The organism is Arthrobacter sp. 135MFCol5.1, assembly GCF_000374865.1.
Lineage (GTDB): Bacteria > Actinomycetota > Actinomycetes > Actinomycetales > Micrococcaceae > Arthrobacter.
Genome location: NZ_KB895457.1, coordinates 173081 through 199165, shown reverse-complemented (window position 1 = coordinate 199165; position 26085 = coordinate 173081). Strand labels below are relative to the sequence as shown.

Sequence of the window (26085 nt, the reverse complement as noted above, 5' to 3'; positions counted from 1 at the left end):
AGCCCGGACAAGCTTTACGGCCTGGGCGCGCCGACGATATCCACCGAGATTTCGACCGCCGGCACCACTCCCCGGTTCTCCAGCCAGTGCAGGGTGTTCCGGTCCTCCGGCCAGCCCACGCCCGGCCCGTACTCCGTGGCAACCCCGTCCCGGTGGTCGGTGATGATCCCCGAGAGGACATAGACAGTGCCAGGCCGGCCCGCATGGTCATGGAGGGGGCCGAACACTCCACCGGGCTCGATGGTCACCATCCGCATCCGCAACTGGCGCCCTTCCATCCCGTCGATCTCGCCGGCAAGGTCGACCGCAGCCAGCAACTCCACCGAGACGCCAGTGGTCTTCGGTGCCACCTCCTCGACGCTCATCGCGCCCCTTCCCACAACCTCAATCTGCGGCGGCGCCGGCCCTGCCCCTGCCGGGGCACCCGGGTGCAGGTGCTTCCGGCGGCGGGTGCCGGCGTCGTCCTTAATGTGCCGGGCCTGCGACAGCGGGCCGCGGCGTTCAACGGGGCAGCGATGAAATGTTCAGGATGTTGCCCTCACTGTCCAGGAACCAGGCGGCGTCGCCCATTCCCTCCATCGAGGCGATGCCGTTCTCTGTCTTCAGTCCGGGCATGTCGTACTCCTCGAAAACGACGCCCCGGCCGCGCAGCTCCTCGACGTCGCGCCGTACGTCATCGGTTCCCCACCCTATCTGCGTGTTCTTGGCCGAGCCTGCGTTGTCCGTTTGGTAAATCAGGAACGCGGTACCCTTCCCGCACCGGTACACGAGCCCGCCGTCACTCATGGTCCGCTCGGGCTCCAAACCCAGCTTGTCCCGGTAGAACTCCCGTGCCCGGTCAATGTCCTTTGCCGGCAATACAGCCATGACTTCCAGATCTTTGAGCATGACAACAACTCTCCTTGCCACTTTTCCTGATGGCGATGCTCTCCCCCGAATCGGTCCGGCCGTCCCCCGCCGGGCCTCGTGGCCGTCCTTCCCGCCGAATGCCGGGGCGGCCACCTGGAGCTCCCTGATCCGCGGCGGCAGAAGCCATCGGTACGGGGTTCCCGAAGTCTACGAGGCCATTATGGAACTGTTCGTCCCCGCATGGAATAGGGGTTTTTATTGCGGGTGGGGCAGCGGCAGTGCAGCTATTTCCGGGCCGCCGAGATGGCCCTGCGGGCCGCCCTGCCTGCCACGGCCACCAGGGGAACCAGGCATGCCAGGACGGCGATGGTGTTGGGGCGGAACGCCGCCCTGCCATTGACCGTCCGGTACACCCCCAAGGGCAAGACGAACCCGCCGCCGCCTCCACCTGACGCACCTTTCTCCGATTCCATGCCGCCACCGAAGCCGAAGGAGACCAGCGCCACGGGCACGATCTCCTCCCCGCCGAGAGTGACCGTCGTGCCGTAGGCGCGGGCCACGCCCATGTTCTTGAAGGTGTCCACCAGGGATGCGAAGGTGTCAGGCATGGGTTCAGGATAGGCGCCGCCGTGGACGGGCCGGCAGGTCCTTTGGTCCTGCCACAGCGTTCCTCACCGCTTCGCAGGCGTTCCTGCCCGCCGAAGCTTGGAGAAGGCTCCGAGGCTGTAGGCAAGCAGGACCAGCGCCATGGCCACTCCGGCGGTCGCCGCCGCCGACGCCGCGCCCGGTTCCGTCCCGCTCAGCAGCCCAATACCGCCAATCGCTGCGAGCAGTCCGCCCAGAAGGTAGAACATGGGCTCCTTGAAGGCCCACGCGAACGGCACGAAATGGAGGCCGACCACCAGTGCGATCAGCGCCGGACGCAGCACCAGCGCACCTCGGGCGTCAAGCAATGAACTACCGGCCGCTATCAGCGCGAATTCAGCCACCACGCACAGGACATAGACCGCAATGTGTCTGCCGCGGGGTGGCACGAAGGGTCCCAGGAAACGTGGCCTGGCGAAGAGGAACCACAGGCTGGCGCCCACCGCCCCGAGGACCAGGACGCGCGCGGCGCCGGACAATAGGTCCGCAAACCCTGACGTGTAGGAGAACACGAAGAGGCATGCACCCCCAAGGCCAAGCAGGGCTCCCGTACGGCGGGGGTCAGCAAACCGCGGAGGTCCATCAGCCGGCAAAGAGGTTGTCCGCTTAAGTAAAGTCACTGGATAATTTTCGCAGAGACCCTCCCGTTGCGGAACCAACCGACGTCCTCAACTGCAGGGTTTCACTTCCGGATTTCCGCCAGCCGCAGCCTGACGATGTCCGCTACGACGTCGTCCGGCACCGGCCTGGCTGCGCTGAAGCGGATGGTTCCCTTGGACAGCGAGTAGCCCTCCAGGCGTCCGGCCACCGCCTCCACCACGGCCGAGGAGAATGGAAAGATCGAAAGGTGCTTGGCCGCGGCCACGGCAGCCACCAGCGGCTTGCCGTCGACCTTGAGGGCCGGCATCCCGTAGCTCATGCCCTCGGTGGCGTCCGGGGCCACGGACCGGGCAATCTCCACCACATGCCGGAGGCAGCCGCGGCCCGGTTCATCCGTCGCGGCCAGGGCATCATCCACGACGCCCATGGAGCGATCAGCTCTTCCGGGCGGCGACCGTGGCTGCGAGCGCCGCGAGGCCGCGCTCAAAGTCGCCGCCCACCAGCTTGTCCATGTTCATGAACAGGGCAAAGACCTTACCGAGCCCTTTGTTCTCCCCGGTCATCAGCCACGTCACCTCGGTGCCGCCAGGAGCCGGGCTGAACGTGAACGTCGTGGGGTTCAGGGCCTTGAACGGCTTGGTGAATTGCAGCCGGATCCCTATGCGGCTCGGAGGCACCGACTCCACGATCTCCATGGTTCCGCTGCCGGCCTTGCGGTTCCCGTTCCACTCATAGCCTGCGCCGGCCCCTGATTCGCTGCCGAAGTAGCGGCGGCTCATGCCCGGATCGACCGCCTCCCAGGGGGACCAGGCGGTCCATTCGTGGAAGTTGTTCACCAGCGGAAAGATCTCCTCGGCGGAGGCAGGGATGACCGCGCTGCGGCGGACTTCGAAAGTAGACATGGGCCAAGCATAGGGCCGCAGGCCGCCGGCGTTAAGGGAGGACCACGTTGACGGGTTCGCGGCCCTCGAGCAGCAGTCCGATCTGCTTCCTGACCAGGCGAACCATGCGGGGGAACATGGCCGAGCTGGCGCCGCCCACGTGCGGAGTGATGAGCACTCCGGGGGTGGTCCACAGCGGGTGGCCGGCGGGCAGCGGTTCCGGATCCGTGACGTCCAGGGCGGCGCGGAGCCTGCCGGTTGCAGTCTCGGCCAGCAGCGCGTCGGTGTTGGCCACAGGGCCGCGGGCCACGTTCACCAGCAGGGCGCCGTCCGGCATGGCGGCGAGGAACTTGGCGTCCACAAGGTGCTCTGTTTGCCCGTTGAGGGGAACACTGACCACTACGATCTCGTGCAGCGGCAGCTGTTCGTAGAGCGAGTCGATCCCGTGGATGGTTCCGCCACCGTCCTCGCGTGAACGGCTGGCCATCCGGGTGACCTCGGCTTCGAACGGGAGGAGCCGGGCCTCGATGGCCTTGCCGACTCCCCCGTAACCCACCAGCAGGACGCGCCGGTCCGCCAGGCTGGGGCGCTGGCTGTTGTCCCATGTGCCGTTGTCCTGGTTCCGGACAAAGTCCGGGATGCCTCGCTGGGACGCGATCATCATGCCCACGGCGAGCTCCGCCGTCGAGGTCTCATGGACTCCGGCCGCGTTGGCAAAGGTGACACCGCCGGGCAGGATGCCCGCTACGCCGTCGTACCCGATGGACTGGCTCTGCACCAGGCCTACGTCCACGCCTTCCAGCGCGGCGAGCGCGGACGGCTTGCCCATGTAGGGCGGCACCAGGAGGTCCAGCCGGCCCTCGGGGGCCGGGCCCGCGAGGTCCCAGAGCACAAACTCGACGCCGTCCACCGGGGCGAGTGCGTCCAGCAGGTCTTGGGCGGGCAGGCAGACGCGCAGCCGGGCGCTCATGCGGCGACCATCAGCTTGACGTTGGCGGCGCCCAGGGCATCCTCGATTTCCTCCGGCGGCGGGGCATCCGTCACCAGGATGTCCACCGCATCAAATGCTGCCAGCCGCGCCAGCGCGTACCTGAGCATCTTCTGGTGGGTTGCCACCACCACTACCTGTTCCGCCGAATTCATAAGGGCGATCTTAGTGGCGCGCTCCACGTCGCGTTCGATGTAGAAGGCCTCATCGTGGATGCCGGTCACCCCGATGAACGCCGTTTTGGCGCGCAAACCTGCAGCCGCGCTCACGGTCATGGGACCGTTGAACGCCTGGCTGTCCAGCAACAGTTCCCCGCCGAGGCAGATGGTGCGCGCCTCGGTCAGCTGCAGGCAGCGCTGGATGGCCGGGGCCGAGTGCGTGATGATGGTCCCCCTGAAGGACGTGGGCAGTTCCTGGGCGATCTGGTACGTGGTGGTACCGGCGTCAAGGATGATGGCGTCCCGTTCGCTGATCATCGACACACAGGCCCGTGCGACCCGGAGCTTGGCGTCTGCGTCCTCCCGGACCCGGGCGGCGAAGTCGGCGTTCTGGCCGTGCCCGTCCACGGCACTGACCCCGCCGTGGACCACCCGGGCCAGGCCCCGCTTGGCCAGCACCCGGGTGTCCCGCCGCACGGTCATGTCGGAGACTGCGAACGTCCCCGCGAGGTCGTTCGTGGAAATGAAGCCTTTCCGTCCCAACTCATCGAGGATGGTGCGCTGGCGCGGCGTCAGCGGCGCCTCTCCATGTGCTGTGCTCATAAGCTGCTTATCCCTCCCCAATGCGCCGGGCAGAGCCTGGCGGCGTGTTGGACTTCCAACACAAATCTTCTTATGAACGTACCCCGGAAGCCGCATTCGCGAGCTCCACGGGGCGTCCTTCCGTAATAGAACGTTCCGCTGCCAGGCCCATCCGCACGGACTGCAGGCCGTCGGCAACAGTCACCTCTACGGGGCCTTCGCCCAGGATTGCCTTCCGGTATCCAAGGTGCTCGTAGTACGTGGAGCCGTGGTGGGCGCCGGCGGCGAGGACCGCCTCATCCACCGGCACGTCATGCTTCAGGGGGCCCAGCGGGGACCGGGGGCTGAATTCCACGGTCGCCTCGGCTTCGTCGCCGGGGATCCAGTGGTTGGCCGCCACCGGGATGAGGGTTTCGATCTTGGCGGCGTCGCCCACGATGGAGATCCGCTCCTGGAACTTTGACCCTTCGGCGAACATGGACAGCTCCAGCATGGCCCGCCGGCCTCCCTTGAAATCGACGATGACGTAGGCGTTGTCCACCATGTCCGGGACCTTGCCGTCGTACACCTCGTCCATATGGTTGACGTCGTGGCCGCCGCTGGCGTAAATCCGGACGGGCTCGTCCTGGAGGATCAGGCGCATCAGGTCGAAGAAGTGGCAGCACTTCTCCACCAGGGTGCCGCCCGTCCGCTCGGCGAAGCGGTTCCAGGAATCCACCTTGTGCAGGAACGGGAAGCGGTGTTCCACGATGGAAAGCATGTAGATGTTCCCAAGCTTTCCGGTGTGTGCCGCCTGGATAACCTCCTGGACCGGCGGCATGTACCGGTACTCCATGGCAACCCACACCGGTGCCGGGTAGCCCGCGGCGAGGACTTCGAGCTCGTCCGCCTGTTCTGCGCTGGTGCATACGGGCTTTTCGACCAGGACCGGGAGGTTGGTGCCGCTGGCGAAGATGTCCTTCAGGATGCCCAAGTGGGTGTCGTTGGGGCTGGCAATCACCAGCGCGTCAACCATTCCCGAGGCCAGCAGTTCCTGGTGGGAGGTGAAGAGTTGCACGTCGTAGCCGATTTCCTTGGCAGTCTCGTCGAGGGATGACGGCGTGGGGTCTGACACTGCGGTGATCCGGCTCCCGGGGATCAAGGCGAGATTCCTGACATGTTCGCGGGCCATGTGGCCCGCCCCGATGAGTCCGTACCGGATGGTCCGGACAGATTCCGCAGTAGGCAATGACATGAGCTGCTCCGTTTCTCTACGTTGAGTGGGGGCTGCGGCGTTGCATCCCAAACACAACTATACAGAAAGTGTTGTTTTTCCAACATAGCGTGTGTATATTTCTTCAATACCAGCCGGAACTACAACGAGGTGGAACGTGCCCCAACCGTCAACTGGACCCCTGCTCTTCGTAGGCTGCGCCACTCTTGACTCCATTGCCTTGGTGCAGGATTACCCCGCTGCGGACAGCCGGACCGTGGCCACGGATTTCGCGACGGCGGGCGGCGGCCCTGCAGCCACGGCAGCCGTCGCAGCAGCACGGGCGGGGGCGGATACCGCCTTCGCCGGCGTCCTCGGCACCGACGAAGAAGGCGACCGCATCATTTCCGGGCTGCAAGCCGAAGGCGTGGACACCTCCGCCGTGATCCGCGATCGCGGCGTCAAGACCGGCGCCAGCGTGATCATCGTCAGCAAGGCAACCGAGAGCCGGGCCATCGTCACCAGGCCCGTGCCGCCGGTCAGGTTCCCTGCGGGCAGCCGCTTCTTCGACCTGCTGGCATCCGCCGCCTGGGTCCATGCCGACCACTTGGGATGGAATGCCGTCGCAGGTGCCCGCTCCGGATCGCTGAACATCAGCGTGGACGCCGGCAATCCCATCCCATCCTTCAGCCCCCGCGGCATCGCACTCTACGTACCTACCGTGGAAAGGCTCCAGGCAGAGTACGGCGCCGGGCACTCCCCCGGAGCCCTCCTGCGCAAAGCGCTCGACGACGGCGCCGCGGCCGTCGTGGCCACCGCCGGCTCAGACGGCGCCTGGGTCCTGGAACGCGGCGGCGGTCCCGTCCACGTACCGGCCACGCCGGCGGACATCGTTTCCACCCTCGGCGCCGGCGATGTCTACCACGGCGCGCTCCTCGCAGCCGTTGCCGCAGGCCTGCCGTTGGTGGACGCCGCCGCATTCGCCGGCCGCACCGCCGCAGCATCCTGTGTCGGGCTGGACGGCCGCTCTGCCATCCCCCGCCAGGCCATCACCACCGAATTCGCCTCCAACCACCATTCCTGACCCAACCCGCCCAGCTGAAAGTAGCCAGCCCATGAACCATGCAGACCTCTCCCCGCTCCAACGGCCCTCAGGCGCCTTTGCGATGCTCGCCGTTGACCAGCGCGAAGCCATGCGCAACATGTTCGCAGAGCACACCGACCAGCCCGTCACGGACCAGGACCTCCGGGACTTCAAGCTCGAGGCGGCCCGGATCCTGACCCCTTATGCCTCCGGCGTCCTCATCGACCGCCAGTTCGCCCTGGACCACGCAATCGAGGAAGGCGTGGTGGACCCCGGCTGCGGGCTGATCGCCTCCGCCGATCACTTTGAACCCGCCCACGGCGAACTGGTGGGCGAAGTGACCATCGACCGCCTGGTGGATCCGCACAAATACGCCGCCCTCGGCGTCAAGGCCCTGAAGCTGCTGGTGCTCTACCGCCCGGACGAACCCGCCGAGGGCCGCGTGGCCATGGTCCGCGAGTTCGTGGACAGCTGCCGGTCCGCGGGGCTGATAAGCATCATCGAACCCGTCTCCCGCAAGCCCCTGGCCGGCGGCGACTTTGACTGGAACGCGGGCATCCTGGCCGCCGCCAAGGAACTGGGCAGCCTGGGTGCCGACTTGTACAAGGCCGAGGTCCCGTTCCACGGCCAGGCTTCGGAAGCTGACGTCCGCGACGCCTGCGCCGAGCTCACCAAAGCCATCGACGGCCCGTGGGTGGTCCTCTCCTCCGGTGTTCCCGAAGACGTCTTCCCGGACGCCGTCCGGTGGGCCTGCCTCGAAGGTGCCAGCGGCTTCCTCTCCGGACGCGCAGTCTGGGCTTCCTGCATCGGCGCTCCCGACGTCGTCGAATCCCTCTCCACCGACGCCGTCCGCAGGCTGCAGCGCCTTTGCGCCGTGGTGGACGACGTCGTGTCCGCCCAGAGGACCAACGCCTAGGCAGTTCTCCCGCACCACAAGCACCGTCACGGGGCCCGGCCCCTCTCAGCAGCAAGCAAACAAGGCACAGCAAACACTCAACGAGGAGATTATTGTGAGTCAGATTTCACGCCGGCAGGCAGTCGCCCTTCTCGGGGCCCTGGGCTTCGGCGCCGCTGCGGCAGCGTGCGCCGGGCCCGGCGGTTCCACCAAGCCGGGAGGGGCAACCGGTCCGTCGGCACCCGCCACCGGAGCCGTCACCGGCAAGGTGTCCTTCGCCCACTGGCGCGGCGAGGACAAGGCCGTATTCGACGAACTCATCAAGCGCTTCGTGGCACAACACGACGGCGTGGAAATTGCCCAGGACATCTCGACCTCCAACGACTACAACGCCCAGGCACTGCAGAAGCTTCGCGGCGGCTCCATCGGCGACGCGTTCGCCACCTTCCGCGGCTCCCAGTTTAAGAACTTCACCGAGGCCGGGGTGTACACCGACCTCAAGGGCAGCAAAGCCGTAGGCAACTACCAAAAGGGACTCCTGTCCGCCGGGCAGAGCGGCGACAACCAGCTCGGCCTGCCCTACCAGGTGGTCTTCCCCATGCCCATGGCCAACCTGGACCTCTTCGACAAGGCCGGTGCAGAAACCTCGCCCAAGAACTGGGACGCCTTCCTGGGCATGTGCGAAAAACTCGCCGCCTCCGGGGTCATTCCCATTTCCTGGCCGGGCGGCGACGTCGGAAACGGCGGCCAGCTGTTCAACTGCATGATCGCCAACAACGCCCCCGTGGACGACATGTGCGCCCAGATCGAGCAGGGCAAGCTCAAGTGCACGGACGACTGGTTCCTCAAGATGCTGGGCCAGTACAAGGACCTGAAGCCCTTCGTGCAGCCCAACGCCACCGGCACCGCCGTTGAACCGGCCCAGAACCTGTTCTCCCAGGGCAAGGCCGCCATGCTCGCCACCGGCTCCTACCACCTCGCCGCGGTCCGCGGACTCGGTGCCAAGTTCCCGATCGACCTGGTGTTCCCCAACACCACCTCCGACGGCAACGGCAAATACGAGGGCGCCTACAACGCCACCTTCATCCTGGGCGTCAACTCCGCCAGCAAGAACCAGGCGGCCGCGGCGGCATGGATCGATTTCCTCTCCGAGCCCGAGAACGCCGGCTACTACGCCAACCAGACTGCCCAGCACGTCTCCGTGGACAAGGTGGAGTACACCAACCCGGACCTGAAGCGCCTCAGTCCCTGGCTGCAGAAGAAGACGGCACTCGCCGCCCGCTTCCAGTTCAATAACCTCGATGTCCGCAACGCGGTGGAGGCCAGCGCCACGGCCGTCATTTCCGGCACCAGCCCGGAGCAGGCAGCCGCTGCCGCCCAGAAGATTGTTGACGAACGGCTATGAGCATCCATCCGGGAACGGCTGCCCGGCGGAAGGCCCCGGACAGCCACACCCCCGACAACCCTGCCAAGGTGCGCCGCCGCTCTCCCACACGGGTGAATCCGGCCCTGTACCTTTTCCCGCTGCCCGCAGTCGCCGTCGTCGCCTTCTTCCTGGTGATGCCGACGCTGCAGGCGTTCCAGTACGCCATCACGGACTGGAACGGATTCTCCGCGGCGTTCAATTATGTGGGCGTGGACAACTTCGTCCGGGCGTTCACCAAGGACTCGCTGTTTACGAACGCGCTGACGAACAACCTGAAGTTCGTGCTGCTGGTGGTGATCGCCCAGACAGCGTTCTCGCTGGTCCTGGCCCTGCTGCTGACCAAGAACTCGCGGGGCAGCATCCTGCTGCGGGCACTGTTCTTCTTCCCCACCATCCTGTCCTCCGTCTCGGTGGCCTTCATCTGGAAGTTCATCTACGACCCCAACTTCGGCCTGGCCAACTCCGTCCTCCGAACCGTCGGGGTGGACGGTGGAGCCTACCTCGGCAACGACGCCCAGGCTTTGTACTGGGTGGCCGTCACCCAGGTCTGGTTCCATTCGGGCCAGATGATGGTGGTCTACATCGCCGGGCTGCAGGCCATCCCCAAGGAACTCTACGAAGCGGCGGAGATGGACGGCGCCAGCAAATGGCAGCAGTTCAAATCCATCACCTGGCCGTTCGTGGCCCCGGCCACCTCCATCGTGGTGGCTTACACCACCGTGCAGTCCTTCAAGGCCTTCGACCTGATTCTTGGCATCGCCGGCAACCCGCCCAAGGCAGCCCTGGATATCCTTTCCACCCGCATATACAGCACCTTTGCCAACTCGGAGTTCGGCTACGCCGCCGCCCAGTCGATTATCTTCATGGCGATGATCGCCCTGGTCACCTGGCTGCAGCGCCGGTTGCTCCGGCTCACCCCGAAGGGGGACTAGCAGCATGCTCGCAACACTAAGCCGCCGCGCCATCCTGGCCATCTACGCGGTCATCATCATCATTCCGCTGACAGTGGTGGCGTTCGGCAGTTTCAAGTCCACCCAGGAACTGTTCGCCGGCCCGTTCAGCCTTCCGCATTCACTCGCCCCGGATAACTTCGTCGAGGTGGTGGGCGGCCAGAACCTGGGTTCGTCCTTCATGAACAGCGTGATCGTTACCGGCGTTTCGGTGCCGTTGACCTTGTTCGTGGCCAGCCTGGCCGGCTACGCAGTGTCCCGGTTGAAGGGGTTCATGTCCTGGGCCATCTTCGGATTCCTGGTCCTGGGCATGGCCATCCCGGCACAGGCCAACATGGTGCCGCTCTACGTCCTCTTTGGCAGGCTGGGCTTGCTGGACAACCTGGCCGGCCTGATCCTGGCCAACGTCGTGTCCACGTTGCCCATTGCCGTCTTCATCCTGGGCGGGTTTATGCGGACCTTGCCCAAGGAACTCTATGAAGCTTCCTCAATCGACGGCAGCGGGCCGTGGAAGACCTACGCATCCATCGCCCTGCCGCTCTCCGCACCGTCGATCGCCGCGGCCGCCATCTTCCTGTTCGTCATCCACTGGAACGAGCTCCTCTACCCGCTGTTGTTCATCCAGTCCCCCGGCAACCGGACCCTGCCACTGGCATTGCTCAGCTTCCAAGGTGAGTTCCAGACCAATTACCCGCTGCTGTTCGCCGGCGTGATCCTGGCTTCCCTGCCGGTGGTGGTGGCCTACGTCTTCCTGCAGCGCTACTTCGTTGCCGGCATCACGGCAGGGGCAAGCAAGGGATGAGTACAACGACGACGCGCGGCTCCGGCGGTGCCCTCACGGCCCAACGAAAGGCTCCTTCCATGAACCTCACATCAGCCCGGCACCTTGTCAACGGCACCTGGCACACTGCCGGAACCGCAAGGGACGTGACTGATCCGGGCAACGGCAGCACCGTGGGCGAGGTCGCCTGGGGCTCGGCCGGGGACGCCACCAAGGCCGCCGACGCCGCCGCCGAGGCCTTCGGCAGCTGGTCCCGCACCACCGCCCGCCACCGGGCAGACCTGCTCCGCAACGCGGCGGGGCTGTTGGCGGAACGCCGCGACGAAATCGCGCACACGCTGGCACTCGAGGCAGGCAAGAGGCTTCCCGAAGCGCAGGGCGAGGTGGACTTCTCGGTGGAGTACTTCCGCTGGTTCGCCGAGGAGGTCCGCCGCGCCACCGGCACCATCAGCCCACCTGAACTCCGGGGGCGCCGCCACCTCAGCAACCGCAAGCCCGTCGGTGTGGCCCTCAGCCTCACCCCGTGGAACTTCCCCGTCTCCATCCAGGCCCGCAAGCTCGCCGCGATGCTCGCCGCCGGGTGCACCGTGGTGGGCAGGGTGTCCGAGAAGGCCCCGTTGGCTGCGACCGGCCTGTTCGAAGTCCTGAATGACGCCGGTTTTCCCGCCGGCGTGGTGAATCTGGTCCATGGCCCTTCCCGCGAAATCACCGCGGCGCTGATGGCCCACCCGGCGGTCCGTGCCGTAAGTTTCACCGGTTCCACGGGCGTGGGCCGGCAGGTCATGGCGTCGGCCTCCGAGCGCGTGGTCCGGCCCCTGCTGGAACTCGGCGGCAACGCACCGTTCATCGTCTTCGAGGACGCGGACCTTGACGCGGCCGTTGACGGCGCCGTCCTGGGCAGGCTCCGCAACACCGGCCAGTCCTGCGTGGCCGCCAACAGGTTCCTGGTCCAGGACAGCGTCGCCGACGAGTTCGCAAGGAAGCTGGGCGCCCGCTTTGACGCGATGACCATCGGTCATGGCGTTCCCGACGGCGGCGCGCAGGTCCCGGACCTGGGCCCGGTCATCGATGCCGACAGGGTGTCCGCCGTACAGGCGCTGGTGGACGACGCCCTGGGCCGGGGCGCCCGCCGCGTCACCCAGCGCACGGCGGTCCCTGGCGGGGGTGCGTTCATGGCGCCCACCCTGCTTGCCGATGTTCCGGACGACGCACTGTTGGTGACCGAAGAGGTGTTCGGCCCGGCCGCCGGCGTCGTCACCTTCTCCTCGGAGGAGGACGCCATCCGGAAGGCGAACGCCACCGAGATGGGCCTGGCCGCTTACGTGTGGAGCGGCAGCCCGAAGCGCGGCTGGGAGATCCCGGAGCAGCTTGAGGCCGGCATCGTCGGCGTGAACGACCCCCTGCCGTCCGTTGCCTTCGCCCCGATGGGCGGCGCCAAACAGTCAGGGCTGGGACGGGAAGGATCGAGCTTGGGCCTCGAAGAGTTCGAAGAGGTCCAGTACGTGGCCTGGAGACCGTAAATGCTGACCACCGGGCTGGTCCTCGGGGCCGTCGTCATGGGTGCCGGGATGCAGCGGATCACCGGGATGGGCTTCGCGCTGGTGGCGGCCCCGTTCCTGGTCCTGCTCCTGGGCCCGGTGGAAGGCGTGGTGCTGGTGAATGTGTGCGGTGCGGTGACGGCAGGAGCCATTATCTTCCGGGTGCTGCGCGACATCGACTGGAAGCGCTACGTGTTTCTTGCTGCCTCTGCCCTGCTCGGCATCATTCCGGCGGCCTTCCTGATCCGCCTGATTCCAGCGCCGGTGCTGGAGATCTCCATCGGGGTGCTCCTCGCGGCCGGGCTGACTGTTCTGCTGGCACTGAAGTCCGCCACGCTGCCGTCGCGCCGGCGCTACCTGCTGGCCGCCGGCGGCCTCAGCGGATTCATGAACACTGCCGCCGGGGTGGGCGGGCCCGCCGTCAGCATGTACTCGATCGCCACCAATTGGCAGCATAAGTCGTTCGCTGCCACCATGCAGCCGTACTTCTTCACGATCGGTACGTTCTCACTCATCTCCAAGGCCATCACTGCCCCCGCGACCTTCCCCGTGATGCCATTGGGCATGTGGGGTGCCGTTGCCGTCTCCTGCCTGGCCGGGCTGGTGCTCGGCGACGTCGCCTCGAAATTTGTTCCGGCCCGGGCAGCACAGAAACTCCTGGTGGTCCTGGCCTATCTGGGAGCGGCTGCCACGATTGTCCGCGGCGTTCTTGAAGCCGCCGGCTGACGCAATATTTTCTACCTACCACGCAACTGAGAGAACTGAGAGGACATGACATGACGTGGCTGAACAGCGCCGCCCACGCACGATGGCTTGAGGCGGAAACCGACCGGTTGGTCCGTTTCGCCGAGGCCTCCAAGGTCGCCACCGGATTCGGCTGGCTCGACAACTACGGCAAGGTATTCGCCGACAAGCCAACCCACCTGTGGATCACCGCGCGGATGACGCACAGTTTCGCCGTCGCCGCCCTGATGGGACGGCCGGGAGCGGCCACGCTCGTGGACCACGGAATTGCCGCCCTCAACGGCGTCCTCCACGACGACGAGTTTGGCGGTTGGTACGCGGAGGTGGACCAGGACGGTCCGGTGGACGACACCAAGTCCGGCTACCAGCACTCCTTCGTGCTCCTGGCCGCGGCAAGCGCCGTCGCGGCCGGTCGACCCGGAGCGCGGGAGCTGCTGGATGAAGCGCTGCAGGTCGCCGACACGAAGTTCTGGGACCACGAGGCCAACATGTGCTTCGACTCGTGGAACCGGGACTTCACGGAAACCGAGGCATACCGCGGCGGCAACGCCAGCATGCACTCGGTGGAGGCCTACCTCATCGTGGCTGATGTGACCGGGGAGAACAGGTGGCTCGAACGGGCCCTGCACATCGCCGAGGTGCTCATCCACCGGTTTGCGCGCAACAACAATTACCGGGTGTTCGAGCACTTCGACCCGGACTGGAACCCCATGCCCGAGTACAACACCGATGACCGCGCCAGCCAGTTCCGCGCCTACGGTGGAACCCCTGGCCACTGGGTGGAGTGGGCGCGGCTGCTCCTCCACCTCCGTGCCGGGCTTGAGGCCCGCGGCCTGGACGTCCCGGAGTGGCTCCTCGAGGATGCACGGGGCTTGTTCGATGCCGCCATCCGGGACGCCTGGCAACCGGACGGCCATCCGGGCTTTGTCTACACAGTCGACTGGGAAGGCAAGCCCGTTGTCACCACCCGCATCCGGTGGGTACCAGCGGAAGCGATCGGCGGTGCGGCCGCCCTGTACATTGCCACGGGCGAGCAACAGTACGCGGACTGGTATGAGCGGATCTGGGACCACGCCCGCGACTGGTTCATCGACTACGAGCACGGTTCCTGGAAGCAGGAACTCGACGAGAACGGCAATGTCACCTCGACGGTGTGGTCCGGCAAGGCGGATATCTACCACCTGTGGCACTGCCTCGTAGTCCCGCGCCTCCCGCTGGCGCCCGGACTGGCTCCAGCGGTCGCGGCCGGCTTGCTGGACGCACGCCTGAACACGCCGTAACCGGCGCGGAGCAGGGGGTTCGATCCTGTAAATTTAAGGGAGGAATTTGTCCGGCCAGCGAGCCGCTTTCCAACCCCACCCCTTGAATGGACGCACCCCCATGCCTTCCGCGATTTCCGCGCCGTCCCCTGCCCGTTTTCCCTATGCCGCCATGGCGGTGCTGGCCACCATAGCCTTCACTGCCATCACCACGGAGCTGCTGCCGTCAGGGCTCCTTCCGCAGATCAGCTCCGGCCTCGGCGTGTCCGAGCCCGTGGCCGGCTACCTCGCCGCCGCGTACGCCGCCGTCATTGTTGTCACCGTGGTTCCGGCGGCGCGGCTCCTGGGGAAAATTCCACGGCATGCGCTGCTCGTCGCGTTGGTCCTGACGTTCGCGCTGAGCAACGCCATGGTGGGGATGGCGCCGGACTTCACCTCGGCGATGATCGCCAGGTTGGTGGGTGGACTGGCGCACGGACTGCTCTGGACCACCATGGCGCCGTTCGTGGCCCGGGTGGTCCCGGCGGACAAGGTGGGCAAGGCCTTGGCCATCGTGTTCAGCGGCAACAGCCTGGGGTTGGCCATCGGGGCTCCGGTGGGCACCGCCCTAGGCGGGTTCCTGGGATGGCGGGCAGCGTTCCTGGTGCTGGCCGGCTTTGGGCTGGTCCTCACCGTCCTCGCGTTCTGGCTGCTCCCCCGGGTCCGCCGCATTACCGACGCGGCCCGGCCCTCGCTTCGGAAGGCTATTGGCCAGCCCGGAGTAAAGTCCGTGGCCGTCGCCTGGCCGCTGCTCGTGTTGGCCCACTTCGCTCTCTTTACCTACATCGCACCCTTCATCCGCGAGGCGCACCTGCCGGACTACGCCACCAGCCTCTCCCTGACCGTGCTGGGCGGCTCTGGCCTGCTGGGCATCTGGATTGCCGGGCTGACCGTGGATTCGCGCCCGCGCCGGTCCCTGATCGTGACGACGGCGGCCATCGCCGCGTCGATGTTTTTACTCCCCCTGGCGGTAGGAAACCTCCCCGTCACCCTGGTGCTGATGACGGTCTGGGGGGCCGGCCTCGGGGCAATCGGCATCTACAACCAGTCGGCGATCCTCCGGGCCGGCGGTGAATACAGCGAGGCCGCCAACGGGCTGACCGTGCTGACCATCCAGCTGGGCATCACCGTTGGTGCCCTGTACGGTTCGGCCGCCCTGGTGGTGGGCGGCGCGCTGCTGGTCCCCGCCGCGGCGGCGATCCCGGTGGTTGCCGCGTTGCTGATCACCTTTGCCGGGAAGAGGTACGCCTATCCGCCGGGCCCGCGGGAGCGGATCTGGCTGGAGCCACGGCCGGTGAAGGAAAGCGTCACCGACCGTTCCTGACAAACCTGCTTCGAGTGCTCCGTACCAGTCGTTTTCAGCGCCCGGAACGACAACGGCGGAGCAGTCGATGGGTCAGTCGCGGTGCTTGGCCACGGTGAACAGGAAGGTGGAGTCCTCTTCGGCCGTCAGGCTGTGCAGGCCGGGCGGGACGATCAGCAGGTCCCCCGCCTTGCCCTGCCAGGAGTCTCCACCCGCGGTCAGCCGGATGCAGCCGCGGATCACGAACACCGTGGCGTCGCCGGGGTTCTTGTGTTCGCTCAACCGGGTTCCGGCCGCCATCGCCATCACGGATTGCCGGAGGATTTTCTCGTGGCCGCCGTAAACGGTATCGGCGGCACGACCGTTGGGGGATGCGAGCGCTGCCTCGAGCTGCTGGCGCGCCAAGGCGTCGACCGATATCTTCTGCATGCGCCCAAGGCTACCCAGTTGCCGTCAGCCTGGCGACCAGTTCCCCGCGGCTGCCCACCCCCACTTTGTCGAAGATGGATTTGAGGTGGTCGTGGACGGTGTGCGGCGAGATAAACAGATGCCGGGAGATATCAGCGTCCGGGCTGCCTGCGATGAGTTCCAGGCAGACTTCCTGTTCCCTCGGGGTGAAGCCGTAGGCAGCCAGGAGGAGGGTCAGCAACTGGCCGGTGGTGGCCGGCTCCACCGTGACCACCATCTGTCCGGGATCGTCCCCGGTGAGGAGCCGGCTCGCCTGAAGGACCACCCAACCGGCGTCGAGGTCCCGCATCCGGGTCCGCGCCGTCCCGGTGCGTGACGCCTTTGCCTGTTCCACCACGGCGTACAGCACCATGCTGAACCGGCCCGGAGCCGCGTCTTCGAGTGCCTGGAGCCACGTGGTGGCGGCCGGAGTGGCGGCCCGCAACTCACCACGATCGCCGGCGAGGACGATGATCGGGCCCCCATGCTGGTCCCAGACCGCGTGGTGGGCGCGGGTGGCGATGCGGGTTGCGGCGGCGAGCGCGCCAGTAACCGCTGCCAGGAATTCCACCTCCCGGTCGCTGAAGTCGACCGCCCCATTACGGAACAGGCTGCCCACTCCCCAGCACGACTGGTCCACGCGGAACGCGCCGCGCAGTTCATGCACCAGTCCCAGCGGGCGCAAGAGGTCATTGATCCGGATGCTGCCGGCCACCGCGGGGCCAGGCGCATCCGAAATCCGAGCCACCGGGCGCGGACGTCCCATCAACTGGGCAAAGGTATTCGGCTCGTTCCCTTGATACTCGGATTGGGCGAACCGGACGGCGTACTCGTCGGTGACGGGCCAGGGCCGCCAGTTGGTGACCGAATTCATCACCATCGTGTCGGGGTCGACGCCGGCCCAGCAGGCTTGGTCGAACGGCACCGACTGCCGCACCAGTGCCAGGGCGGCGGCATAGAGGGCGGACAAGTCCAGTCCGTCTGTGGCCAGCGCGGCGATCTCCCGCCGGGCGCGCTCAGCGCGTTCCTCCCACATAGGTTCAGTATCCGGCTCCCCGGGTTCCCGTGGAATCCCCCAATCCGGGGATGGTGCTCTACAGTGCCGCGGCCCTACCCTTCCGGCATGAACATCATGTCCCAGGTCTTTGCGGTGATGGCCGTGGCCATCTACGTGGGCGTCTTCCCGGTGGAGAGTTTCCTGCTCTTGCGCAGCAGGTGGGCGCAGAAGTTCCTCAGCACGCCGCCGGAGAACGTGCCCGCGGTGATGATGTGGGCCATCCCCACCGGGTACAAGAACCTGGTGGTCGCGCTGGGCCTGGCGGCCGGGCTGGTGGCGGTCAACATCGGCGAAACCGTGGTGGGGTACACGTTGGTTGTGTATTGCTGCCTGAACATGGTCCTCACCGCCCCCACCATGCTGCTGGCCGACCTGCAGGGCCACTACCCGAAGCGGTGGGAGAGCGTCCCGGGGACCCTTGCCGCCACCCTTCCCGCCCTGCTCACCTTGCTCTTCCTCCCCCTGGGGCCCTAGGCCACCCGGCCGCCGGGGTTCCGCACGCGCGGCTGACGGCGAGGAACCCCCCACGCGGCTCCCGGCTCGAGCCAACTGCGTAAAACCCTTGATAGGTGACTATTTAGTCACCTATCATTGGCGGTATGGACGACGTGTTCAAAGCACTCTCCGACCCCACCCGCCGGGACCTGCTTGATGAGCTGTTCCGCGAGGACGGCCAGACCCTGAGTGCGCTTGAGGCGCGGTTCAGCATGACCCGCTTCGGCATCGCCAAGCATCTGCGCATCCTGGAGGATGCAGGCCTGGTGGCCACCCGCCGTCGGGGCCGGGAAAAGCTGCACTTCCTCAACCCGGTGCCCATCCGCCTGGTCCACGACCGCTGGGTCAGCAAATACGCAGAACCATGGGCCGCTGCCCTCAGCGACCTCAAATCCAGATTGGAAACTCCCATGGAAAAGATCTTCGAGATTTACATCAAGACCACGCCGGAACGGCTCTGGGAAGCCATCACCGACAGTGACATCCGCAGCAAGTACCAATTCGGAAACACCATGGAGTCCGACTGGACACCCGGTGGCAAGTTCGTGATGGGCAACCCCAAGGCCGGGGAGGCCCTGGGCGAGGGCGAGAACCTGGAGGTGGATCCGCCGCGCCGCCTGGTCCAGACCATGCGGGCGCTCTGGGGCGAGGACGTCAAGGCCGAGGGCACGTCTAAAATCACCTGGGAGATCGAACCGGTAGGCGACGACTCCTGCCACCTCACCGTTACGCACAGCGACCTGCGCGAAGGGGCCAACGAACAGCTCTACGGCGGCTGGCCGATGATCCTCTCCGGCCTGAAGACCTGGCTGGAAACCGGTGAGAAGCTCACCACCCCCGGTTCGCTGATGTACACCTAGCGACGACAACCGCCCGGCAGCCCGCACTGGAGCTCCGCGTCCACGCGGCCACCCGCGGGTCTAAGGTCATCTCATGGACAGCGGCACCCTGGTCAACATTGCTCTGGTTCTCAGTTTCGTTCTGCTGGGCGGTGTCTTTGCCGCAGCGGAAATGGCCCTGGTGTCCCTGCACGAGGGCCAGATCCGCCGCATCGAAAAGTCCGGCGAGTCCGGGGTCCGGACCGCCGCCCTGGCGCGGAATCCCAACCGGTTCCTCTCCACTGTCCAAATCGGGGTGACCCTGGCCGGGTTCTTCTCGGCAGCGTACGGCGCCTCGGCGATCGCGCCCGTCGTCGTGCCCCTCCTGGAAGCCCTTGGGCTCGGGGCCGCCGCCGGGCCGGCGTCGTTCGTTGGCATGACGCTGCTGGTGGCCTACCTGTCCTTGGTCCTGGGCGAGCTGGCACCCAAGAGGCTGGCCCTGCAAAACCCCGTCGCCCTGACCAGGATCCTGGCTCCGCCGCTGATCACCCTTTCCAGGGTTATGCGGCCGGTCATCTGGCTGCTGTCCGTCTCCACCGATGCGGTGGTACGGCTGTTCGGCGGCGACCCGCATGCCAAACGGGCAAGCATCACGTCGGAGGAGCTGTGGGACATGGTGGCGGAAAGCGAGGCCCTTGAGGAAAGCAACCGCCACATCCTGGCCGATGTGTTCGGCGCCGGCGACCGGACCCTGCAGGAGGTCATGCGTCCCCGCACGGAAGTGACCTTCATCAACGGGACCACAACGGTCGCTGCCGCCCGCGAAATGGTCAGGGACGGCCCCTACTCCCGGTTTCCGGTGATTGGCAGGACCCCCGACGACGTCCTGGGCTTCGTCCATATCCGCGACCTGATGCCCCGGGGCGAGGCACAGGACCAAGCGCCGGTGAAGGATATTGCCCGGACCATGCTGGCCATGCCGGGAACCAACAGGGTCCTTCCGTCGCTGTCCCGGATGCGCAAGACAAACCAGCACATTGTCTTGGTGGTGGACGAATACGGCGGCACCGACGGTGTGGTCACGCTCGAAGACCTCGTGGAAGAACTCGTGGGCGAGATCTATGACGAGTACGACACCGGCGCTGAACACGAGGACCGTGTCACCGTTGCCAACGGGTCCATCGAGGTGGACGGCGGCCTGATCCTGCAGGAGTTCACGTCAGCCTCCGGAATCGAATTGCCCGAGGGACGCTATGAGACGGTGGCAGGCTTCATGATGTCCCGCTTGGGGCGGCTGGCGCAGGCCGGTGACCGGGTGCAGGTCCCGGGGTACGTGCTGACGGTCCTCAGCATGGACAAGCTGCGGATTGCACGGGTCCGGGTCACCCCGGTGACGCCGCCGTCGGGTGCCGGCGGGTAAGGCGGCTACGCCTTCTGCTGCCGCCAGAAAACAGAGATCCCGAGCGTCACGGCGCAGAGCACCAGCATGGCCAGGACCATCCGCATCCAGCTGTCCTGGTGCACGCCACCGGACGCGAACACACCGATCATCACGGTAGCGGTGATCGCGCCAACGTAGCGGCACGTCTGGTAGATCCCTGCCGCGACGCCGCGGTCCTGCGGCCGGGTGGAGACGAACATGCCTTGGTTGGTGGCGATACTGACGGTTCCGTAGGGAATCCCCATCAGCGCGGTCAGGACCGCCACGAAGGGGATGGCCAGTGTGCCGGTCAGCAGCCACATCAGTGCCGCCACAAGCGTCAGGAGCACGACGCCGGCGAGCAGCACCCGGCGCACACCGAACCTTCCCATCGCGGAGACGGCCCACGGGGTGGCCACCACCGACATCCCGGCAAGGGGCAGCATCAACAGGCCCACGACGCCGGGATCATAGCCGCCCGCCTCCTGCAAGAGCTGGGGCAGGCCGAAAAAGACGAAGTAGTAGACGCTGCTGAACACCGCGAACGCCAGGTAAACGAGCATGAGGGGCCTGTTCCGGCCCAGCAGCCGCAGGTCCAGGAACGGCTTGGCGAACCGCAGCTCCCGCCAGGCGAAGAGGGCTGCCACAACCGTGCCGGCGGCCAGCATCCACCAGCGGTAGTCAGGCGCCACATTCAGCGCCGCCATCATGACCAGCAGCAGGGCACCGATAAAGCCTGCGATGCCCGGAACATCCGAGTCCCGCACCAGCTGGGCCACGCTGCCGCGCTCGCGGACCTGGTCCGCAGGTGCGGCCTGCCGCACGATCAGCAGCGCCGCCACCGCCAGCGGAACGTTAATCAGGAACAGCGACTGCCAGCCCACGAAGCCCACGAGCAAACCGCCGACGACGGGCCCCACGGCAGCTGCCGACGTGTTCGCCATTTGGAGCCGGCCCAGCGGCCGGGCCGAGTCCACCTTGGCCCGGTGCGCAATCGCCCCCACCATCACCACGGCGCTGGGGTACGCGGTGGCCGTGCCCAGTGCCATTACCGCCCGGGCCACGCAGAGCAAGGCAAAGTTCGGGGCCAGCGGTGCCAGGGCGCAGGTAACGGCCACCAGCCCCATGCCCAGCATGAACATCCGTCGTGGCCCAAACCGGTCCGCCAACCTGCCCATCACCGGCTGGCCGGCCGCAGAAGCAAGGTAGAAGGATGTGACCACCCAGGTGACGGCCGCAACGTCGAGCCCGAAATCGGCGCGCAGCACCACCAGGGCCACGGCGATCATGGAGGAGTTGAGCGGGTTCAGTGCCGTGCCCAGGCTGAGGCCTGCGACGGCCAAGGCAGTCCGTGGGTTGTTGCTCACGGTAACAGTCTGGCCCAAAGCGCTCACTGAGGGCGAGTCGGCGGACCACGGCGCGGGCGTGGCGTTGGCTACCTGCCCGCCACCCCAACCGGGAACAATGCATCCTCAACGGCCCGGGTCAGGTCCCGGATCACCTCGGCCTGCCCGTCATCGGCCACGCCGTCCCGGTTTTCCGTGTAGATCACCAGGGCGAAGGTCGAGCCGCGGTAGCTCAGCAGTGCGGCGTCATGCAGTTCGCCGGAGAGCTCACCGTATTTGTGGTGGACGTCGATGCCTGCCCTGGAGCCGGCGGGAATGAGGTCTTCGTTGTTTGTGTCCTGCATGTAGCTGAGCAGTTGGGCGGTGTTGTCGGCGTTGAGCAGCTCCCCCGCGTACAGCTTTTTCAGGATCAGGGCCATGTCCGCCGCGGTCAACAGGTTCTTTTCGGGGTCGTAGGTAACACCGATGGAGGCCGCGTAGGCAATCAACTGGGGGTACCCGACGGCGTCCATCAGCAGCTGCCAGGAGTCGTTGTTGCTGTCGTTGACCATGGCTTTGAGCTGGAAAGCGGCGTCGTAGTCGCCCATGGGCTCATCCAGGGCCGCCTCCCCCTTTTCCACCAAGTGATAGTAGGCAGCAGCTGTCAGGATCTTCGCCGTGCTGGCCGCGGTGAAGGCGTCCGCATCGCCGAACGTGCGTTCCGCGCCGCCGGACACGTCCGCGAGCGCCAGCCCGATCCGGTACTGGTCCGCCTCGCTGAGGATGGTGTCCACGCTGTCCTGCAGGGACTCCGGGGCTGCCGCAACGGGTGCCGGCGCCGCCACAGGCTGGGTGGGGGCAACGGAACCGGTCGGCGGCCCGGACCGGGCTACGGCAAGGGCGATGGTTCCCGCGATGACCAGTATGACGGCAAGGGCCAGGATGACCAGCGTACGGATGCCCCGGCCCCTCCCGGGGGCCGGCTGGGCGGGCGGTGGCGGCGGAGCGGCGCGGCCTGGTGTGGGCACCTGGGGGTGCTCGGACATACAAGGGCTCCTGTCCCGCCTCGGCAATGACAAACAACGTCAGCGCGGCGTTGAGCCGCGCTGACAGATGCGATTAAATCACCGGAGTTTGGGAGCTTCCTGAAGACTTGCGGTGTGTTCCACCGGACCGCCCGGGCGGCCCACAATCAACGTTTGCGGCGCCCGGGGCTACGCCCGGGCCCTGGCCGAAAGGGCGGTTTCGAGGAATTCCAGGTGCGCCGGAGCCACGGCCACCACACTGTCCGAGTACTCCGGGTGCTTGGCCACGAACTTCTTGATGAACGGGCAGACCGGGACAATGCCCGTCCCGGCCTCCACCGTCGCGTCCAAGGCAGCCGCGGCGAGCTTCCCGGCCAGGCCCTGCCCGCCGTATTCCTCGTTGATCACCGTGTGGTAGAAAATCCGCTGTGGTGACGCGCCGCCGTCGTAATCCTGGTAGGCGGCCTTGCCGATCACGTTCCCGCGGTCGAGGATCTCGAAACGGCTGCGCTCGGCGTTGTGGCGGACGGTGATATCACTCAAGGGAAACTCCTTCGTTGCGGTCGTGCTGCCCGTGCAAAGCCTAACCCGGCCCGGGCAGCACTTATTTCCGCCTGAGAGGAGTCCCTCGTGGCATCACCGTCCGCCCACGGCTCAGCTGAGGTAGCCGTTCGGATTCAGGACGTACTTGGTGGCCGCGCCGGCGTCGAACTCGGCATAGCCCTTGGGCGCGTCTTCCAACGGAATCGCCTTGGCGTTGACGTTCTTGGCAATGTGCACCCGGTCGTTCAGGATGGCCATCATCAACTGCCGGTTGTACTTCATGACCGGGCACTGGCCCGTGGTGAAGCTCAAGGACTTGGCCCAGCCGGTGCCCAGGCTCAGCGACAAGGCACCCTTCTTGGCGGCCTCGTCGATGCCGCCCGGGTCGCCGGTGACGTACAGGCCGGGGATGCCAAGTGCCCCGCCGGCCGCCGTGAGCTCCATCAGGGAGTTCAGGACCGTCGCCGGCGCCTCCTTGGCGTCGTGGCCGTGCCCCTTCGCCTCGAAGCCGACGGCGTCCACACCGCAGTCCACCTCGGGGATGCCGAGGATCTGCTCGATCTGGTCCTTCGGATCACCCTTGGACAGGTCCACCGTCTCGCAACCGAAGCTGCGCGCCTGGGACAGCCTGCCCTCGTTCATATCGCCCACAATGACGACGGCGGCACCCAGCAGGTGCGCGCTGGTGGCGGCGGCGAGGCCCACCGGGCCGGCACCCGCAACATACACCGTGGATCCAACACCCACCCCGGCCGTGACCGCGCCGTGGAACCCGGTGGGGAAGATATCCGAAAGCATGGCCAGGTCCAGGATCTTCTCCATGGCCTTGTCCTTGTCCGGGAACTTCAACAGGTTCCAGTCGGCGTACGGCACCAGCACGTAGTTCGCCTGGCCCCCTACCCAGCCGCCCATGTCCACGTAACCGTAGGCGCTGCCTGGACGGTCCGGGTTCACGTTCAGGCAGATGCCGGTCTTGCGCTCCTTGCAGTTCCGGCAGCGGCCGCAGGCGATGTTGAACGGCACCGAGCAGAGATCGCCCACCTTGATGAATTCGACGTCGCGGCCTACCTCCACCACTTCGCCGGTGATCTCGTGGCCCAGGACCAGGTTCGGCGGAGCCGTGGTGCGGCCGCGGACCATGTGCTGGTCCGAACCACAAATATTGGTGGCGACTGTCTTGAGGATGACCCCGTGGTGGACGGGGCGCCCCACGTTGGCGGGGTTGACCCCGGGCCCGTCCTTGAGTTCGAACGTAGGGTAGTCAATATCAATTACTTCGACCTTGCCGGCTTCCTTGTAGGCAACGGCTTTGTTCCCTGTCATCTATCGCTCCTGTAGTCAGGTCCGTCCGGTGGGACGGCAGTGATCTGGGTAGGTTGAAAAACCCCGGACATGGGACCCGCCCTGCTCCACTGGCGATTCCTGATGAATATCAGGGGCAGGTTCCCGGCGTGGGGTCCGCCCAGTCTAGGCAGGCCCCCGGGAGCGGTCTAGGGGTAGGTGCCCCCTGTTTGCCGGTGCAACTGTCTATCGACGCGTCCCCAAGGGGAAGCGCCTATAGTGGCGTACGCTGCACCCACCGGCTTCCGCGCAAACAGGCGGGCCGGCTGCCCCTAAGGCAAGTTCTACCGTTGAGGAGAACGGCATGAAAACACGCACTATTGGACAATTGACTGTTTCCGCCCTGGGCCTTGGCTGCATGGGCATGAGCGAGTTCTACGGCGACGGCGACGAGCAGGAATCGATTGCCACGATCCACGAGTTCCTGGACGCCAGCGGGTCGCTGCTGGACACGGCGGACATGTACGGGCCCTTCACCAACGAACAGTTGGTGGGCCGCGCAATAGCGGGCCGGCGCGATGACGTGGTGCTCGCCACCAAGTTCGGCAACGAACGCCGCGAGGATGGTTCCTGGGTGGGCATCAACGGCCGCCCCGAGTACGTCAAGTCGGCCTGCGACGCCAGCCTCCGGCGGCTGGGCGTGGACCACATCGACCTCTACTACCAGCACAGGGTGGACAAGACGGTTCCTATCGAGGACACGGTGGGCGCCATGGCGGAACTGGTCCAGGCCGGAAAGGTCCGGCACCTCGGTTTGTCCGAGGCATCGGCGGACACCATCCGCCGGGCGCACGCGGTGCACCCGATCACGGCGCTGCAGACCGAATATTCGCTGTGGGAGCGGGAGCCGGAAACCAAGGTGTTTCCCGTGCTCGACGAGCTGGAAATCGGGTTCGTGCCGTACAGTCCGCTGGGCCGCGGGTTCCTGACGGGTCAGATCCGCAGCGTGGACGACTTCGCCGACGACGACTTCCGCCGGCATTCGCCACGGTTCCAGGGCGAGAACTTCACCCGGAACCTTGAGCTCGTGGACCGGGTGAAGGAACTGGCCGACCACAAGCAGTGCACTCCCGGCCAGCTGGCACTCGCCTGGCTGCTGGCACAGGGTGAACATATTGTCCCGATCCCAGGCACCAAGAAGCGCGAGCGGCTGCGCGAGAACCTGGGCGCGGTGGAAGTGGAGCTCAGCGCCGATGAGCTGCGGCTGCTGGACGAATTGGCCCCCGCAGGGTCGACAGCGGGCGCCCGCTACCCGAACATGTCCACTATCGACACCTGAGACATCCGGTGTCAGCAAAGGAGAAACCATGACAGTCAACGACGACGAAGCCCAGGTGCTGGACCAGTGGACCCACCGGCTGGCGCAGGCACTGCAGATCCTGGACCTCGACGTGGACCAGGAGCTGTTGCTGGACCTCGCCCGCAAATCCGCCGACAACGTGATCCATGCGGCCGCGCCCATCACCACGTTCCTGGTGGGGTACGCAGCGGCGCTGGACGCGGGGACGGGCAGCGCCGGGAGCCGTGAGGCGGCGTCGGCTGCCGTGGCCAAGGCGGCCCGGGTCGCCCTGGGCCTGGTCGACGACGGCGCGCACGGCGGGCCCGCCGGCCGCGGCTGGGCGGACACGGGACAGTAGCCGGCAACGGCCCGCAGACTCCCCGCCATGTGGACACATCCCCTTCGCGTGACGCAGGGAAAA

Annotated in this window: 29 protein-coding genes; 14 read left to right on the top strand and 15 right to left on the bottom strand. The window is 66.5% G+C overall.

The features are described 5' to 3' along the window. Positions 1–14 precede the first annotated feature (14 nt). From C563_RS0111865 to C563_RS0111825, 9 genes are all read right to left on the bottom strand, one after another. Positions 15–365 carry a cupin domain-containing protein gene (locus C563_RS0111865; protein ID WP_018762276.1) on the bottom strand — a complete coding sequence of 117 codons (351 nt, stop codon included), beginning with the start codon at positions 363–365 and terminating at the stop codon, positions 15–17. Positions 366–501: 136 nt separating this feature from the next. Further along, positions 502–888 (bottom strand): VOC family protein, encoded by a 387-nt coding sequence (locus tag C563_RS0111860; RefSeq protein ID WP_018762275.1) that lies wholly within the window; start codon positions 886–888, stop codon positions 502–504. A gap of 245 nt (positions 889–1133) precedes the next feature. Further along, positions 1134–1457, bottom strand: coding sequence for a hypothetical protein (locus tag C563_RS0111855; RefSeq protein ID WP_018762274.1), 324 nt, complete (start codon positions 1455–1457; stop codon positions 1134–1136). 63 nt (positions 1458–1520) lie between these two features. Next, positions 1521–2114, bottom strand: coding sequence for a hypothetical protein (locus tag C563_RS21875; protein ID WP_133247109.1), 594 nt, complete (start codon positions 2112–2114; stop codon positions 1521–1523). A 62-nt stretch (positions 2115–2176) separates the two neighbouring features. Continuing rightward, a complete protein-coding gene (locus C563_RS0111845; RefSeq protein ID WP_018762272.1) occupies positions 2177–2521 on the bottom strand; it encodes an iron chaperone in 345 nt (114 codons plus the stop codon). Positions 2522–2528: 7 nt separating this feature from the next. After that, positions 2529–2996, bottom strand: a complete 468-nt coding sequence (locus C563_RS0111840) for an SRPBCC family protein (protein ID WP_018762271.1) — start codon at positions 2994–2996, stop codon at positions 2529–2531. 31 nt (positions 2997–3027) lie between these two features. Continuing rightward, a complete protein-coding gene (locus C563_RS0111835; RefSeq protein WP_018762270.1) occupies positions 3028–3945 on the bottom strand; it encodes a 2-hydroxyacid dehydrogenase in 918 nt (305 codons plus the stop codon). Further along, positions 3942–4724, bottom strand: coding sequence for a DeoR/GlpR family DNA-binding transcription regulator (locus C563_RS0111830; RefSeq protein ID WP_018762269.1), 783 nt, complete (start codon positions 4722–4724; stop codon positions 3942–3944). Before C563_RS0111830 ends, C563_RS0111835 begins: the two co-directional genes overlap by 4 nt. Positions 4725–4794: 70 nt before the next feature. Continuing rightward, positions 4795–5937, bottom strand: a complete 1143-nt coding sequence (locus C563_RS0111825; protein WP_018762268.1) for a Gfo/Idh/MocA family protein — start codon at positions 5935–5937, stop codon at positions 4795–4797. Between the two features lie 136 nt (positions 5938–6073). Here C563_RS0111825 and C563_RS0111820 point away from each other — a divergent pair, with 136 nt between their 5' ends. The 9 genes from C563_RS0111820 to C563_RS0111780 all read left to right on the top strand — a co-directional run bounded on the left by C563_RS0111820 (position 6074) and on the right by C563_RS0111780 (position 15935). Beyond that, complete coding sequence (locus C563_RS0111820) at positions 6074–6979, top strand: carbohydrate kinase family protein (protein ID WP_026264718.1); 906 nt, start codon at positions 6074–6076, stop codon at positions 6977–6979. Positions 6980–7010: 31 nt separating this feature from the next. After that, positions 7011–7895: an aldolase gene (locus C563_RS0111815; RefSeq protein ID WP_018762266.1), complete on the top strand. Its 885-nt coding sequence runs from the start codon at positions 7011–7013 to the stop codon at positions 7893–7895. 94 nt (positions 7896–7989) lie between these two features. Next, on the top strand, positions 7990–9279 hold the full coding sequence (locus C563_RS0111810; protein WP_018762265.1) for an ABC transporter substrate-binding protein: 1290 nt from the start codon (positions 7990–7992) through the stop codon (positions 9277–9279). Further along, positions 9276–10232, top strand: coding sequence for a carbohydrate ABC transporter permease (locus C563_RS0111805; protein WP_018762264.1), 957 nt, complete (start codon positions 9276–9278; stop codon positions 10230–10232). Before C563_RS0111810 ends, C563_RS0111805 begins: the two co-directional genes overlap by 4 nt. 4 nt (positions 10233–10236) lie before the next feature. After that, on the top strand, positions 10237–11052 hold the full coding sequence (locus C563_RS0111800; RefSeq protein ID WP_018762263.1) for a carbohydrate ABC transporter permease: 816 nt from the start codon (positions 10237–10239) through the stop codon (positions 11050–11052). Between the two features lie 59 nt (positions 11053–11111). Continuing rightward, complete coding sequence (locus tag C563_RS0111795) at positions 11112–12551, top strand: NAD-dependent succinate-semialdehyde dehydrogenase (RefSeq protein WP_018762262.1); 1440 nt, start codon at positions 11112–11114, stop codon at positions 12549–12551. Further along, positions 12552–13295, top strand: a complete 744-nt coding sequence (locus C563_RS0111790) for a sulfite exporter TauE/SafE family protein (protein ID WP_018762261.1) — start codon at positions 12552–12554, stop codon at positions 13293–13295. 50 nt (positions 13296–13345) lie between these two features. Further along, complete coding sequence (locus C563_RS0111785; protein ID WP_018762260.1) at positions 13346–14593, top strand: AGE family epimerase/isomerase; 1248 nt, start codon at positions 13346–13348, stop codon at positions 14591–14593. Positions 14594–14693: 100 nt separating this feature from the next. Beyond that, complete coding sequence (locus tag C563_RS0111780) at positions 14694–15935, top strand: MFS transporter (RefSeq protein ID WP_018762259.1); 1242 nt, start codon at positions 14694–14696, stop codon at positions 15933–15935. Positions 15936–16007: 72 nt separating this feature from the next. Here C563_RS0111780 and C563_RS0111775 read toward each other — a convergent pair whose 3' ends face one another. After that, positions 16008–16343 (bottom strand): cupin domain-containing protein, encoded by a 336-nt coding sequence (locus C563_RS0111775; RefSeq protein WP_018762258.1) that lies wholly within the window; start codon positions 16341–16343, stop codon positions 16008–16010. A gap of 10 nt (positions 16344–16353) precedes the next feature. Then, positions 16354–17397 (bottom strand): helix-turn-helix transcriptional regulator, encoded by a 1044-nt coding sequence (locus C563_RS0111770; RefSeq protein WP_018762257.1) that lies wholly within the window; start codon positions 17395–17397, stop codon positions 16354–16356. A gap of 87 nt (positions 17398–17484) precedes the next feature. Here C563_RS0111770 and C563_RS0111765 point away from each other — a divergent pair, with 87 nt between their 5' ends. From C563_RS0111765 to C563_RS0111755, 3 genes are all read left to right on the top strand, one after another. Next, a complete protein-coding gene (locus C563_RS0111765; RefSeq protein ID WP_026264716.1) occupies positions 17485–17892 on the top strand; it encodes a DUF1304 family protein in 408 nt (135 codons plus the stop codon). 125 nt (positions 17893–18017) lie between these two features. Further along, positions 18018–18773, top strand: a complete 756-nt coding sequence (locus tag C563_RS0111760; RefSeq protein ID WP_018762255.1) for an ArsR/SmtB family transcription factor — start codon at positions 18018–18020, stop codon at positions 18771–18773. Between the two features lie 73 nt (positions 18774–18846). After that, positions 18847–20151, top strand: coding sequence for a hemolysin family protein (locus C563_RS0111755; protein ID WP_018762254.1), 1305 nt, complete (start codon positions 18847–18849; stop codon positions 20149–20151). 5 nt (positions 20152–20156) lie between these two features. Here the strand turns inward: C563_RS0111755 and C563_RS0111750 are convergent, their stop codons facing one another. The 4 genes from C563_RS0111750 to fdhA form a co-directional block, all read right to left on the bottom strand. Continuing rightward, positions 20157–21518 carry an MFS transporter gene (locus C563_RS0111750; protein ID WP_026264715.1) on the bottom strand — a complete coding sequence of 454 codons (1362 nt, stop codon included), beginning with the start codon at positions 21516–21518 and terminating at the stop codon, positions 20157–20159. Between the two features lie 68 nt (positions 21519–21586). Further along, complete coding sequence (locus C563_RS0111745) at positions 21587–22522, bottom strand: serine hydrolase (RefSeq protein ID WP_018762252.1); 936 nt, start codon at positions 22520–22522, stop codon at positions 21587–21589. Between the two features lie 168 nt (positions 22523–22690). Continuing rightward, positions 22691–23044 (bottom strand): GNAT family N-acetyltransferase, encoded by a 354-nt coding sequence (locus C563_RS0111740; RefSeq protein ID WP_018762251.1) that lies wholly within the window; start codon positions 23042–23044, stop codon positions 22691–22693. A gap of 111 nt (positions 23045–23155) precedes the next feature. Further along, positions 23156–24367: a formaldehyde dehydrogenase, glutathione-independent gene (fdhA, locus tag C563_RS0111735; protein WP_018762250.1), complete on the bottom strand. Its 1212-nt coding sequence runs from the start codon at positions 24365–24367 to the stop codon at positions 23156–23158. Positions 24368–24689: 322 nt separating this feature from the next. Here fdhA and C563_RS0111730 point away from each other — a divergent pair, with 322 nt between their 5' ends. After that, complete coding sequence (locus C563_RS0111730; RefSeq protein ID WP_026264713.1) at positions 24690–25664, top strand: aldo/keto reductase; 975 nt, start codon at positions 24690–24692, stop codon at positions 25662–25664. A 28-nt stretch (positions 25665–25692) separates the two neighbouring features. Beyond that, a complete protein-coding gene (locus C563_RS0111725) occupies positions 25693–26022 on the top strand; it encodes a DUF6457 domain-containing protein (RefSeq protein ID WP_018762248.1) in 330 nt (109 codons plus the stop codon). The last annotated feature ends 63 nt before the right edge of the window (positions 26023–26085 follow it).

Excerpts from the sequence above, each read along its gene's own strand:
- C563_RS0111865 (WP_018762276.1), bottom strand. The coding sequence starts at position 365 with ATGAGCGTCGAGGAGGTGGCACCGAAGACCACTGGCGTCTCGGTGGAG.
- C563_RS0111860 (WP_018762275.1), bottom strand. The coding sequence starts at position 888 with ATGCTCAAAGATCTGGAAGTCATGGCTGTATTGCCGGCAAAGGACATT.
- C563_RS0111855 (WP_018762274.1), bottom strand. The coding sequence starts at position 1,457 with ATGCCTGACACCTTCGCATCCCTGGTGGACACCTTCAAGAACATGGGC.
- C563_RS0111845 (WP_018762272.1), bottom strand. The coding sequence starts at position 2,521 with ATGGGCGTCGTGGATGATGCCCTGGCCGCGACGGATGAACCGGGCCGC.
- C563_RS0111840 (WP_018762271.1), bottom strand. The coding sequence starts at position 2,996 with ATGTCTACTTTCGAAGTCCGCCGCAGCGCGGTCATCCCTGCCTCCGCC.
- C563_RS0111835 (WP_018762270.1), bottom strand. The coding sequence starts at position 3,945 with ATGAGCGCCCGGCTGCGCGTCTGCCTGCCCGCCCAAGACCTGCTGGAC.
- C563_RS0111830 (WP_018762269.1), bottom strand. The coding sequence starts at position 4,724 with ATGAGCACAGCACATGGAGAGGCGCCGCTGACGCCGCGCCAGCGCACC.
- C563_RS0111825 (WP_018762268.1), bottom strand. The coding sequence starts at position 5,937 with ATGTCATTGCCTACTGCGGAATCTGTCCGGACCATCCGGTACGGACTC.
- C563_RS0111815 (WP_018762266.1), top strand. The coding sequence starts at position 7,011 with ATGAACCATGCAGACCTCTCCCCGCTCCAACGGCCCTCAGGCGCCTTT.
- C563_RS0111805 (WP_018762264.1), top strand. The coding sequence starts at position 9,276 with ATGAGCATCCATCCGGGAACGGCTGCCCGGCGGAAGGCCCCGGACAGC.
- C563_RS0111800 (WP_018762263.1), top strand. The coding sequence starts at position 10,237 with ATGCTCGCAACACTAAGCCGCCGCGCCATCCTGGCCATCTACGCGGTC.
- C563_RS0111795 (WP_018762262.1), top strand. The coding sequence starts at position 11,112 with ATGAACCTCACATCAGCCCGGCACCTTGTCAACGGCACCTGGCACACT.
- C563_RS0111790 (WP_018762261.1), top strand. The coding sequence starts at position 12,552 with ATGCTGACCACCGGGCTGGTCCTCGGGGCCGTCGTCATGGGTGCCGGG.
- C563_RS0111785 (WP_018762260.1), top strand. The coding sequence starts at position 13,346 with ATGACGTGGCTGAACAGCGCCGCCCACGCACGATGGCTTGAGGCGGAA.
- C563_RS0111780 (WP_018762259.1), top strand. The coding sequence starts at position 14,694 with ATGCCTTCCGCGATTTCCGCGCCGTCCCCTGCCCGTTTTCCCTATGCC.
- C563_RS0111775 (WP_018762258.1), bottom strand. The coding sequence starts at position 16,343 with ATGCAGAAGATATCGGTCGACGCCTTGGCGCGCCAGCAGCTCGAGGCA.
- C563_RS0111770 (WP_018762257.1), bottom strand. The coding sequence starts at position 17,397 with ATGTGGGAGGAACGCGCTGAGCGCGCCCGGCGGGAGATCGCCGCGCTG.
- C563_RS0111765 (WP_026264716.1), top strand. The coding sequence starts at position 17,485 with ATGAACATCATGTCCCAGGTCTTTGCGGTGATGGCCGTGGCCATCTAC.
- C563_RS0111760 (WP_018762255.1), top strand. The coding sequence starts at position 18,018 with ATGGACGACGTGTTCAAAGCACTCTCCGACCCCACCCGCCGGGACCTG.
- C563_RS0111755 (WP_018762254.1), top strand. The coding sequence starts at position 18,847 with ATGGACAGCGGCACCCTGGTCAACATTGCTCTGGTTCTCAGTTTCGTT.
- C563_RS0111745 (WP_018762252.1), bottom strand. The coding sequence starts at position 22,522 with ATGTCCGAGCACCCCCAGGTGCCCACACCAGGCCGCGCCGCTCCGCCG.
- fdhA (WP_018762250.1), bottom strand. The coding sequence starts at position 24,367 with ATGACAGGGAACAAAGCCGTTGCCTACAAGGAAGCCGGCAAGGTCGAA.
- C563_RS0111730 (WP_026264713.1), top strand. The coding sequence starts at position 24,690 with ATGAAAACACGCACTATTGGACAATTGACTGTTTCCGCCCTGGGCCTT.
- C563_RS0111725 (WP_018762248.1), top strand. The coding sequence starts at position 25,693 with ATGACAGTCAACGACGACGAAGCCCAGGTGCTGGACCAGTGGACCCAC.